Below are 12637 nucleotides of genomic sequence, written 5' to 3'. Positions count from 1 at the left end.
TGAAATAAGGACTGTTTGGCGGGCAGAAGCGGCTTTTCAATCCCTATTTCACCGCAACTTAGTCGTTACTTGTGGACCAGTCTGGCGCAGAAGTGGCCGTCGTAGGAATCGGCGTTTACGGGGACGCTTTGGAAGAGGCCACGATCGTTCTGGCGTACGGATACGAGTTTCTTGGCCTGATCGAACTCGGGGAGTTGCAGAATCTGTGCTTTGGAAAGCGGCGCCACGCTAAAGCCGGCACCCTCGGGAGAAGCAAGGAACGCGTCCACCAACTGTGTGCTCTCCTCGTCGAAGACCGAGCACGTCGCATAAATGAGCTCGCCGCCGGCTGCCACGCGCGTGGCAGCCTCTTTGAGCATCGTCAGCTGAAGCTTGGGTAACTCGGCCGTCACATCATTCTCGGTTAGGCGCCACGGGATCTCAGGATGACGGCGCATGGTTCCGGTGCCTGAGCACGGCGCATCGATAAAGACCGTGTCGAACTTAACCGTCTCGCCAAGCATGGCATCAAACGATGTGAGCACCTCATCAAGCTCGCAGGCATCACCCGAAACCGTACGAACGCCCCGAATACCCGCCTTATGCAGGCGAGCGAGATTCAGATCGCACTTGCGATCATGCAGATCGAGCGCCGTATGCTGACGCTCATAGCCCGCACGCTTGGCCTGGCACATCATCACATAGGTCTTGGTGCCACGACCGGCACCAATCTCAAGGCAGCTACCAGGGCGCGTGGCAGCTGTGGCGATAAGCTGCGCATTGAGATCAGATGCCACCGCGGCAGCACGCTCAAACACACCCGAAGCAACGGTAACCTGGGCATCAACCGGGGCATGGCAGCCCGGGAAGACAGGCGCGATGAGCTGCGAGATATACGGATCGGGCTTGGTCGCAAAGGCGTTCTCATGCAGGGCCAGCGGCGCGGGGGCCAGATTACCGGCAAAGCTAAGCGCGCCCTCCGGTGTGTCAAACGAAGCCATAATACGAGCGCACAGCCAACGCGGCAGACCCATCAGGCGCGACAGACGAACCAAGCGTCGCTCAGACTCGTCTACATCGGACGCAGCGGCAAAGTCCTCAACGTTGTCCGCGACCTTATGCAGCACGGCATTGGCCAAACCGGCGGCAGACTTAGCTCCGCTGCGCACCAGCTCAACGCCCTGACTCACCGCAACGCGGCCAGGCGTATGCAGATAGAGCATCTCGAAGGCCGAGATACGAAGCGCCATGCGAACACGCGGCGCGACCTTTTTAGGCTTATCAAGAAACTGGTCGAGCAGCTCGTCCAAAATACCCTGCGTGGCGGCCACACCAAGCGCCAAGCGGGCGGCAAAAGCGGAATCGCGCTGATCAATAGCCTTGGCCGATGCGCGAGAGGACAGCACGTCGCGCGCATACATGCCGCGGCGATCGGCCTCCATCAGCACATCGAGCGCAAGCTTGCGCGCGGGAGACAACTTGCTCATGACAAAACACCCCACGAAAGATCAGCGCCCTGCAGGCCAGCAGCCCAAGCAGAAGCGGCCATAGCACGCTTACCATCGGGCTTAACCTCGAGCAACTCAACCGAGCCATCGGAAAGACCCAGGTAAACACGCTTGTTCTTAACGTCAACAGCGCCCTCGCCAAGCGAGACATCGGCCGGTGCAGCATCGAGCACGCGCACGGTCTTGCCGGCAATCACGCATCGGGCAGGCGCGGTATCGGACGAGGCCAGCACATGGCGCACGCAATCAAGCGCAGCCATCTGCGGATCCAGACGCATCTCCAGCTTGGAAATCTTGGCAGCATGGGTAACGAGCGCCTCATCCTGTTCAGTCCACACGGCGGTGCCATCGGCAAGAGAAGGAAGCGTATCGGCAAGCAGTTTGCCGCCAAGCTCACCAAGCTCCATCGTGAGCGCCTCGGCATGCTTACCGGCAACCGACGTGGAAGCCTGAGCACAATAAGCACCAGTATCCACGCCATGCCCGATGCGCATGATAGAAACGCCAGCAACCTCATCACCAGCAAGAATGGCGCGCTGAATGGGAGCAGCCCCACGCCAACGAGGCAGCAAGGACGCATGAACATTTACGATACCGAGCGGCGCCATATGCAGCACCTCATCGGGCAAAATGCAGCCATAGGCAGCCACGCAGAAAATATCTGCCCGAGCAGCTTGAAGCGCCTCAACGACCTCCGGCGTCATACGATTAGCCTCAATAACCCGCAACCCCAGCTCAAGCGCCTTAGCCTTAACAGGAGACGGCTCTAGCTTCTTACCACGTCCACGAACAGCATCAGGACGAGTAACAACAAGCGCAATCTCATTCCCGGCCTCGACAAGCGAAGTCAGCGAAGGCACAGCAAAATCAGGCGTACCCATAAACACAATACGCATAAAGGACGTCTCCCCTCAACCAAAGCCGAGACGGCTACAAATAACAGCGGAAAGCCAAGTACCCAGCCCATCCGCAAGAACAATCAACAAGAACAAATATACCCAAAACCAAAGAAAGAGCCGCAATAAAAGCAGCTCTTCCAACAAAGCAATTATCAGAGAAGACGCCCCTCCCTGACCCAACGGCACCCGGGCGAACCGAGCCAGAACAACGCAGTCCCCGGTGCTGAGCGCCCACATATCGTCCCGCGCGCAGTTTCGCAGCAAAGCGAGAATGTTTGAGCACGGGATGATATGTGGGCGCTCAGCACCGGGGATGGTGGGGTCTACTCCGTCTCGCCCGGTCGAGCGCCGCGGGCCAGGGCGTCCTGGTACTCCTTGACGGCCTTGATCCTCTGCATCGGCTTCAGTCGCTCGAACATGGTGTTACCGTGCAGGTGATCGATCTCGTGCTGCAGGCACACGCAGAACAGATCGCCCGTGGCCTCATAGCGAATAAGGTTGGCATCCAAGTCATACGCCTCGACGACGACATGGTCGGGACGCTCAATCTCGCAGCTAATACCAGGGATGGAAAGGCAGCCCTCGCTAAAGGGCACCAGATGGTCGCTCTGCTCAACAATAACGGGATTGATGAGCACGTACGGGTCGTAGTCGTTCTTGTCGCTGTAATCGCAGTCGATGGTGACGAGCTGAATAAGCTCGCCGATCTGCGGAGCAGCCAGGCCGCAGCCACCGTTCTCGAACATTATCTTCTTCATCTTCTCGGCAAGCGCCTCGATCGCCGGGGTAATCTCCTCGATGACGGCGCACTCCTGGCGCAAACGAGGGTCGGGCGAAAGTACGATTCCGTTGGCTTCCATGGCCATCCTTTCGGGTTGTTACATCAAATCATAGGCATCGACGTCAACGCTCACGCTCACGCCGCGCACAGAGCCCACCTCTTTAAGGCAGGCGTCAATATCATCAGAGACATGGTACCCCACGGGCGACTTCACAAGCAGGTGGAAGCGATAACGGTCCTTGGCTCTCTCGATTACACACGAAGCCGGACCAAGCACCTGGGGCACCGCGCGGCCCGCCCGCAAAAAGTCGGGCGCGGCGGCATGCCAGCGGCGCTTGAGCAGCTTTGCGATGCGACCGATGTAGTCCTGCGCATCATCCGCCTTCGTCGACCACACCAAAATGTTGACCAGGCGCACGAAGGGCGGATATAGCGCGTCTCGGCGCTGGTCTAGGTCGTAGTCGGTAAAGATCGAGCGATCATGCTCGGCAACGGCGCGAATGACCGGGTCCTCGGGCAGATAGGTCTGGATGATGACCTCACCGGGGCGATCACCGCGTCCGGCACGGCCCGCGACCTGCTCCAGCAAATCGTAGGCGCGCTCCCCCGCTCTAAAATCGGGGAGCTTTAACGCAAAGTCGGCATTGACCACGCCCACGAGCGTAACCTCGGGAAAGTCGAGACCCTTGGCGATCATCTGGGTACCTAGCAGCACCGCGCAATCGGCGGCATCGAACCGCTCGAGCAACTTTTTATGCGCGTCCTTTCCGCGCGTGGAATCGGCGTCCATGCGAATGATGGCGACGTCCTCGGGCAGCATCTGGTGCAGCGCGTCCTCGATCTGTTGCGTGCCAAGGCCCATTTTTGCCAGGTAACGGCTGCCGCACTTGGGGCAGCGACTCGTGGGCGCGGGATACGGCTGCACGCGCCAAGACGAACCGCAGGTGTGACACTGCAGCGTGTGCGTGCGCTCGTGATACGTAAGCGCGGTGGAGCAGTGGTTGCAGGTGGGGACGCAGCCGCACTCGCGGCACATCAGGAACGGTGCAAAACCGCGGCGGTTATGCAACAGCACGGCCTTCTCACGGCGCTCGACCACACGCTCCAGGCCTTCCATGAGCGGTTTTGAGAACATTGAGCGGCTACCGTGCGAGAACTCGCGACGCAGGTCGGCAATGCGAACCGTAGGCAGAACAGCATGTCCCGGGCGCTCGGGCATCTCAACGCGCGTCCATGTGGCACCGTTATACGTGCCACGGCGGCAACGATCGAGGGCCTCAGCTGAAGGCGTGGCGGAGCCCAACACGAGCGGGCAGCGGTAGCGTCGCGCCATCTCGGCCGCCACCTCGCGCGCGTGGTAGCGCGGACTGGAGCCCTGCTTGTAACTGGTCTCGTGCTCCTCGTCGATGATGATGAGGCCCGGGTCGTCAAGCGGGCAAAAGAGCGCCGAGCGGGCGCCGACGACCACGCGGGCCGCACCGCTGGCGACCATATCCCACTGGTCCAGGCGCTCGCCGGCCGAAAGACGCGAATGGAACACGGCGACCGTCTCGCCAAAGCGCGAGCGAAAGCGGCCGACGGTCTGGGCCGTCAGAGAGATCTCGGGCACCAGCACGCAGGCCGAGCGGCCGGCCGCGAGCACGCGCTCGATAGCAGAGAGGTAAACCTCGGTTTTGCCGGAGCCCGTAACACCGTCCACGAGCACCACGTCGCCGTGGGCGTCAAGGCGGGCGCGCTCAATCTGCGCGAGCGCCTGCTTCTGGCCGTTCGTGAGCGCGACCGGAGCCTTACCGGTTGCCGAGGACAGCGTGGTCTGCTCGCTGCAACCGCGCCAGGCGCGGCGCTCCTCCACCACCACGACGCCGCGTTTTTCGAGTGCCTTGATGGTCGCCGACATACTGTTGTAGAGCAGGTTGAGGTCACGCGTCGTGACCGGGCCGCACTGGAGCGCCTCGATGAGCTGACGCTGGCGGACCGCGGTCTTGGGCGGCGTATAGTCGAAGCCCTCGGGCGTGAGCATGACCCAGCGGTTTTGGATGGGTTTGACGGCGGGGCGCTCAACGGCCCACACGCCGTCGTCACCTTTGACCACGCGCGGGCTTCCACCCGGGGGCAAGAACAAACGCAGGCACTCGGAAAGCGTTGCGACGTACTCGCGGCTCATCCAGCGTGCGATACGGGCAGCCTCGGCGGTAAAGAGCGGTTTGCTGAGGATAGCCTCGATGGCTTTAATGCGGGCTGGGTCGAGGGCGTTGATGCCTTGCAGGTCACCCAGCTCAGGCGCAATGTCGACGATATAGCCCGCGGCGGCACGGTTACCAAAGTGGACCAGGACCGTGGATCCGATTTGCGCCTCGTTGGCAATGGACCGGGGAATGCCATAAGCAAACGGCTCGGACAGCGCACGGGTGGGAATGTCGAGGACTACGCTCGCATAGGCGGCGACGGGTTCAGGCGCGAACTCAGGCTTGGCCGGAGTCTCCTCCGGTTCCGGCGAACCAAACAGCGACAGTTGCTCGGCCATGGCCCCTATACCTCCCATCCCATGCGTCTTCAGAAACAAGAGCCCCGCTCGGGTGAACGGGGCTCGGATACATGCGTTTACGCGGCTGCTACAGCGCCATCGTGCGGGCGCGGTCGATACGCGCCAGGCAGTCGTCGCGGCCGACGAGCGCCATGGTCTCGCCCAGCGGGGGGCTCACCATGTTGCCGCAGACGGCGACGCGCACGGCCTGGAACACCACGCGCTTCTTAAGGTCCATCTGCTCGGGCAGCGGCTCAAGCGCGGCGTCGATGTTGGCAGCCGTCCACTCGTTCACGCCCTCGAGAGCGGCCTTGGCGGCATCCAGAATGGCACCCATGCCCTCCTTGGCCAGGCCCTTGTTGACGGACTTCTCGTCATACTCGAGCGTCTCGGCCGTAGCGAAGATGGGAGCGGCGACGGTCACGGCGTCGGCCGGCATCTTGGTGCGCGGCTTGACGATGGCGGCAAGCGCGTCGATCCAATCCTCGCCGTACTCGACATTGCCCTCGATGAGACCCGCCTCGTGCAGCTCGGGGACCATGATCTCGTCGGCAAACTGAGCATCGGACATGCCGTTGATGTACTCGGCATTGACCCAATCGAGCTTCTTGGGATCGAAGGTCGCCGGGTTCTTGGAGATGCGGTCGAGTGAGAACTTGTTGGCCAGGACATCGCGCGGGATGATCGTGGTCTCGCCGTCGAGCGACCAGCCGAGCAGCGCCAGGTAGTTGACGAAGGCGTCGGACAGGTAACCGGCGTCGCGGTACTCCTCCACCGAGGTGGCGCCGTGGCGCTTGGAGAGCTTCTTGCCGTCGGCGCCCAGGATCATGGAGATGTGAGCGAACGTGGGCACGGGAGCGCCGAGGGCCTCGTAGACCATGACCTGACGCGGGGTGTTGGACAGGTGGTCGTCGCCGCGGATGACATGGGTGATCTTCATCATGGCGTCGTCGACGACGGTCGCGAAGTTATACGTGGGCGTGCCATCGGAGCGGAAGATGACAAAGTCGTCGAGCTCCTTGGCGTCGAAGGTCACCTCGCCGTGGACGGCGTCGTGGATGACGACGTCGCCGCGGTCCTCGGGCACCTTAATACGCAGGACGTAGGACTCGCCGGCCTCGATGCGACGGCGGGCCTCCTCGGGATCAAGATCGCGGCAACGGCGCTGATAGCCCTGGAAGGGGTCCTTGCGCTCCTGCGCGGCCTTGCGGTCGGCGTCGAGCTGCTCCTTGGTGCAGAAGCAGGGATAGGCCTTGCCCTCGTCCCAAAGCTTCTGGGCGGCCTGCTTGTACAGGTCCAAGCGCTCAGTCTGGGCGTAGGGGCCAAAGTCGCCGCCTACCTCGGGGCCCTCATCCCAGTCCAGGCCAAGCCAACGCATGGCGCGCAGGATGATCTGCGTGTTCTCATCGGTGGAGCGGGTGGGGTCGGTGTCGTCGATGCGCAGGATGAACGTGCCGCCGTTTGCGCGGGCGAAAGCCCAGTTATAGATAGCGGTGCGAGCGCCGCCGATGTGCAGCTTGCCCGTCGGTGAGGGTGCAAAGCGGACGCGAACGTCTGATGCCATGGATATCTCCTCGATTGCAGGATGGATGTCTAACCGCACCAGTATAAAGCATCAAAGCAACCTCCGCACAAAGGGCACCGACTCACTCATTGGGGACAGACTTAAATGACCAGTCTTTGGCAACCTGTTGGCATTTAGGTAAGGCTGGTCATTTAAGTCTGTCCCCAATGAGTAGGTGCGGAAAGGGTGTGAATGTTTGATTTACGCGCTATGATGAGCCCTTGCATAGAGAGCCCGGCGGAATGGTAACGGTCGCCGGGACACGTTTTTGAAAGGACAATCATGTCAGAAGAACTTCGTTCCATCCCACCCCAACACGGGTCCTTCGTATTTACGTCGGAGTCGGTGACCGAAGGTCATCCCGATAAGATCGCTGACCAGATCAGCGACGCCGTCCTCGACGCAATCCTCGCCAAAGAAATAGAGCTCCAGGAGCAGGGCTACATCGCCCCCAACGGCGTGCCTGCCAACGTGGAGAACGTCCGCTGCGCTTGCGAGACCCTCGTGACCACCGGCACCGTCATCGTCGCCGGCGAGATCCGCACCCAGGCCTACGTCGACGTGCAGGAAATCGCCCGCGGCGTTATCCGCCGCATTGGCTACAACCGTGCCAAATTCGGTTTTGACTGCGACACCTGCGGCGTTATGAGCCTCATCCACGAGCAGTCGCCCGATATCGCCCAGGGCGTCGACGAGTCCTTCGAGACCCAGACCGGCGCTACCACCGACCCGATCGACCTGATCGGTGCCGGCGACCAGGGCATGATGTTCGGTTATGCCTCCAACGAGACCAAGACCCTCATGCCCATGCCGCACTACCTGGCAAGCCGTCTGGCTGAGCGCCTGGCCGCCGTGCGTCACGACGGTACCCTCGCCTATCTGCGTCCCGACGGCAAGACCCAGGTCACCGTGCGCTACGAAGACGGCAAGCCCGTCGAGGTAACGACCATCGTCATCTCCACACAGCACGCCGCCGAGATCGAGGACATGGGCAAGATCAAGGCCGACCTCATCGAGCACGTCATCACCCCGGTCATGGACGCCGAGAACATGCCGTGGGACAACGCAGACATCTACGTGAACCCCACCGGTCGCTTTGTCGTGGGCGGCCCCATGGGCGACACGGGCCTCACCGGCCGCAAGATCATTGTCGACACCTACGGCGGCTACGGCCGTCACGGCGGCGGTGCCTTTAGCGGCAAGGACTGCACCAAGGTTGACCGCTCCGCCGCGTATGCCGCGCGCTGGGTCGCCAAGAACGTGGTCGCCGCCGGCCTTGCCGACCGCTGCGAAGTCGAACTTGCCTACGCCATCGGCGTTTCCAAGCCCCTCTCAATCATGGTCGACACCTTCGGTACCGCGAATGTTGCCGAGGACAAGATCGTCGAGGCCGTAGAGAAGACCTTCGACCTGCGCCCGGGCGCAATCATCCGCGACCTAGATCTGCGTCGCCCCATCTACGAAAAGACGGCAGCCTACGGTCACTTTGGCCGAGAAGACGCCGACTTCACCTGGGAGAAGACCGACCGAGTCGAAGAACTCAAAGCAGCCTGCGGCCTGTAAGCTAACCCGAAAAGCTACAGCCAAAAACAACGCACCAAAAGAAGTACCGGCCCCAACCGGTACTTCTTTTTTATTTAAACGGTGGTGAAGATGCTTCGATATGAGCCTACGCTGCGTCACCAGCTAATGAATTTTGCAGCACGCGCCCTTCTACCATGTATCCTTAGTCCCGAGGGGCGGGGCATAAGGTCGATCGCGAGTTCCGCACGAGCCGGAGAGCACTTAATGTGCTCTCCGTGCGAGCAGGACTGTCCGAGCAGGCGACCTTATACCCCGCCCCTCGGGACGACGGGACAGATTAAAGGAGCACCCATGGCAGGCAAGCCGCAAACACTAGCTACGACCTCGGCATTCGAGATCTTGGGCCCCGTCATGGTCGGCCCCAGCTCATCGCACACCGCCGGCGCCCTGCGCTGCGCCCAAGTTGCCGCCAGCCTGCTAGAAGGCCGCATTACCAAGGTCACCTTTGGCCTGTGGAACTCCTTCGCCCACACTTACCGCGGCCACGGCACCGATCGTGCGCTCGTCGCGGGCATCCTGGGCCTCGACACCGATGACGAGAACATCAAGCAGGCCTTCGACCTCGCGCACGAGCAGGGCCTCGAATATCACTTTGACATCAAGGGCGACGACGCGTCCATCCACCCCAACACCGTCGACATTGACATGGTCGACGACACGGGCGCCACGGCACAGGTCCGCGGCGAGAGCCTGGGCGGCGGCAAGATGCGCATCAGCCGCATTAACGGCGTCGGCGTCGACATCTCGGGCATGTATTCCACGCTCTTCGTGGCGCACAAGGACGTCCCCGGTGTACTCGCCGCGCTCACCAACCTGCTCGCCTACGCCCATGTAAACATCGCCTTCTGCCGCACCTACCGCACCGAAGTGGGCGGCCAGGCCTACTCCGTCTTTGAGACCGACGGTGCGCCCGACGACACCGTCGTCCCCATGCTCCGCAAGCTCGACAATGTCGATTACGCGACCTTTATCGAGCTCCCCGGTTCTGCCTCGTCGCTCTCCCCCGGCGTCTCGGCCAAGGAAATCTTCGACGACGGCGAGCAGCTGCTCGATGCGTGCGAGGAACTGGGGCTCAGCATCGGCGCCGTCATGGCCGTTCGCGAGGCGCGTCTGACCGGCGAGGCCCACACCGTCGCCGCCATGCGCCGCGTGCTCGACGTCATGCGCGAGGAGACCACGGCCCCCATCGCCAATCCGCAACGCTCGCTCGGCGGGCTTATCGGCGGCGAGGCCAAGCTCGTCGAAGCAACCCGCTGCAACGATTTGAGTGCAAGCCTGATGGGCGCCGTCCAGACCGACGCCGTTGCCCGCGCCATGGCCGTGCTCGAGCGCTCCGCTACCATGGGCGTGATTGTCGCCGCCCCCACGGCAGGCTCCGCGGGTGTTGTGCCCGGCTGCGTGCTGGCGCTCGCCGATCACCTGCAGCTCGACGACGAGCAGGTCATGGACGCGCTCTACTGCGCAGCCGCAATCGGCCTCAACCTCACCACAAGCTCCTGTGTTGCCGGCGCCGAGGGCGGCTGCCAAGCCGAGGTGGGAAGCGCCGCTGCCATGGCAGCGGCCGCGTTGGTGCAGATGCTCGGCGGCACGCCCGAGCAGGCGCTCGACGCCAGTTCCATCGCGCTGAGTAACCTGCTGGGCCTCGTTTGCGACCCCGTCGGTGGCCTCGTGGAGGTGCCCTGCCAAAACCGCAACGCCATTGGCGTGGCAGCGGCCTTTAGCTCGGCACAACTCGCCCTCGCAGGCATTAAGAGCTTGGTGCCGTTTGACCAGATGGCACATGTCATGCTTTCGGTGGGCCACGCGTTGCCGGCCACGCTGCGCGAGACGGCAAAGGGTGGCATCGCGCAGGCTCCGGCCGCACTTTCGGCCTGTGCAAAATGCGGTGTGTGCGGATAGCGGCAAAGAACGACTCAAAGGTGGGACAAATGTCCCACCTCTTTTGAATGCCACCGTTTCCGTACCACAAAAAGCGGGGCAATCGCTATAATGCAAGCCCAGTAAAAACACGATGAACCGCAAGGCGAAAATCGAAGGATATGCATACGATGTCGCAAAACGATCGAACTCAACTGATTCCCGATCCGCAGCAGCCGAGCAGGCACGCCGCCGGCGTTCAGTCGCCGCGCCCTATCGCGCCGAGCCACGGTCAGCAGCGTGATGCGGCAAACGCTTCTCAACGCCCGAACCAACAGCGACAGCAGCGTCAACAACGACAGCAGCACCAGGCAAACGGCAATGCGCCCAAGCAGCCCCCCACGCACGCTCGAGGCGATCGCGGCCCCGCGCGCAAGTCCGCCGGCAACAATAAGTCGGGCAAAAAGACGACGCTCTTTGTCGTCCTGGGTCTAATCGTCATTGTCTATATCGTTGGCGTCGTAGCATTTTCGCAGGTAGCCTACCCCAACACCATCATCGCCGGCGTCGACGTCTCGTTCTCTAACGCTTCGTCTGCCGCCACCAAGGTCAACTCGGCTTGGAAGCACTATAAGCTCACCGTGACAGGCGATGACTTTAGCTGGACCTATCAGCCCGAGTCCAATGAACCCATCGTCGACGGAGAGGCTGCCGCAAAAGAGATCATCAGCCACAACGAAGCCTTTGTATGGCCGGTCCGCCTTGTGGAATCCTTAAGCGGCAAAACCAAAACAACCGCTACCTCCAACGAAGTCGATCTTGATCAAGACGTCGACCTGTCCATGCTTTCCGACACCTTTGACCAAAAGAAGTTTGAGAAGGATCTGGGCGCCGCCATCGACGAGTTTAACGAGGGGCGTTCGGGCACGTTCGAGGCCAATAGCTCTTATGACGAGCAAGCGGGCAAGTTTACCGTCGAGAAGGCGCGCTCCAACGAAAAACTCAACCGCGAGCATGTCATTAAGTATGCCGAGCTCGAGCTTGCCTCGCTGGCCGAGACCGTAGATCTTTCCAAGCTCGGCAACGATGCCTATGAGCCGCTCAATGGAACGCTGACCGATGATCAGATTCAGGCCGCATGCAATGCCGCCAACAACTTCCTGGGCGTCAACGTGACCCTCAAGCTCAACGGCGAGGATGCCGGCAAGGTTGATGGCAGCTCCGTGTTGCAGTGGATCAGCTTTGCCGATCCGGCCAACCCCACGCTCGATACGTCGCAGATCAGTAGCTGGGCAGCCGAGCTCGCCAACGGCTTTAATACCGTGGGCTCCACTCGCTGGTGGACGCGAGCCGATGGCAAGCAGTGCGCCGTCGAAGGCGGCGACTTTGGTTGGTCCATCGACAGCAGTTCGCTCGCCAAGCAGGTCGAAGACGCCATTAACAACAAGCAGACCGGCGAAATCGAGATCAAGTACTCCCAGAAGGCCGACACCTTTACCGCAAAGGGAGAGCCCGACTGGAAGGCGTATGTCGACGTCGACCTGTCCGAGCAGCACGCGCGCTACTATGACGAGAACGGTAATATCGTTTGGGAGGCCAACTTTATTTCCGGCAAACCGGGCGAAGACGCCACCCCCGAGGGCGTGTGGCAAATCAACAGCAACGACGGCGGCAGTACCTTGATCGGAGCCAAGGACCCCGAGACCGGTAAGCCCAAATACGAGAGCCCGGTGAGCTACTGGATGCCGTTTGAGGGCAACATGATCGGCTTCCACGACGCTACATGGCAAAACGACAAGAGCTTCGATAATGCCGAGTCCTATAAGTGGTGCGGCAGCCACGGTTGCATCAACCTGCGCCTGGCAGACGCCAAGGCACTTCACGACTGCATCAAAGTCGGTCTGTGCGTGGTTGTCCACTCGTAGTGCAACGCGCGCGTTC

The 12637-nt window shown here is 61.6% G+C and carries 8 protein-coding genes; 3 read left to right on the top strand and 5 right to left on the bottom strand.

The genetic code is table 11. The features are described 5' to 3' along the window. Nucleotides 1-65: 65 nt before the first annotated feature. From GXM19_RS02555 to gltX, 5 genes are all read right to left on the bottom strand, one after another. On the bottom strand, nt 66-1466 hold the full coding sequence (locus tag GXM19_RS02555; protein WP_006233927.1) for an RsmB/NOP family class I SAM-dependent RNA methyltransferase: 1401 nt from the start codon (nt 1464-1466) through the stop codon (nt 66-68). Further along, entirely contained in the window at nt 1463-2383 is a 921-nt protein-coding gene (gene fmt / locus GXM19_RS02550; RefSeq protein WP_006233928.1) for a methionyl-tRNA formyltransferase, read from the bottom strand. The genes GXM19_RS02555 and fmt overlap by 4 nt, the downstream gene beginning before the upstream one ends. A gap of 326 nt (nt 2384-2709) precedes the next feature. Continuing rightward, the gene (gene def / locus GXM19_RS02545) at nt 2710-3246 is read right to left on the bottom strand and encodes a peptide deformylase (RefSeq protein ID WP_040358120.1); all 537 of its coding nucleotides are present in this window, start codon (nt 3244-3246) and stop codon (nt 2710-2712) included. An 18-nt stretch (nt 3247-3264) separates the two neighbouring features. Then, nucleotides 3265-5691 (bottom strand): replication restart helicase PriA, encoded by a 2427-nt coding sequence (gene priA / locus GXM19_RS02540; protein WP_239057639.1) that lies wholly within the window; start codon nt 5689-5691, stop codon nt 3265-3267. Nucleotides 5692-5779: 88 nt separating this feature from the next. After that, nucleotides 5780-7255 (bottom strand): glutamate--tRNA ligase, encoded by a 1476-nt coding sequence (gene gltX / locus GXM19_RS02535; RefSeq protein ID WP_006233932.1) that lies wholly within the window; start codon nt 7253-7255, stop codon nt 5780-5782. A gap of 282 nt (nt 7256-7537) precedes the next feature. Here gltX and metK point away from each other — a divergent pair, with 282 nt between their 5' ends. From metK to GXM19_RS02520, 3 genes are all read left to right on the top strand, one after another. Next, nucleotides 7538-8818, top strand: a complete 1281-nt coding sequence (gene metK, locus GXM19_RS02530; protein ID WP_006233933.1) for a methionine adenosyltransferase — start codon at nt 7538-7540, stop codon at nt 8816-8818. Between the two features lie 312 nt (nt 8819-9130). Beyond that, complete coding sequence (gene sdaAA, locus GXM19_RS02525; RefSeq protein WP_006233934.1) at nt 9131-10738, top strand: L-serine ammonia-lyase, iron-sulfur-dependent, subunit alpha; 1608 nt, start codon at nt 9131-9133, stop codon at nt 10736-10738. Nucleotides 10739-10887: 149 nt separating this feature from the next. Further along, nucleotides 10888-12621, top strand: coding sequence for a L,D-transpeptidase (locus tag GXM19_RS02520; RefSeq protein ID WP_050766070.1), 1734 nt, complete (start codon nt 10888-10890; stop codon nt 12619-12621). Nucleotides 12622-12637 lie beyond the last annotated feature (16 nt).

Source organism: Collinsella aerofaciens ATCC 25986, assembly GCF_010509075.1.
GTDB classification, from domain to species: Bacteria; Actinomycetota; Coriobacteriia; order Coriobacteriales; family Coriobacteriaceae; genus Collinsella; species Collinsella aerofaciens.
The sequence above is the reverse complement of the archived record's forward strand: the minus strand, read 5'-3'. Positions and strand labels throughout refer to the sequence as shown.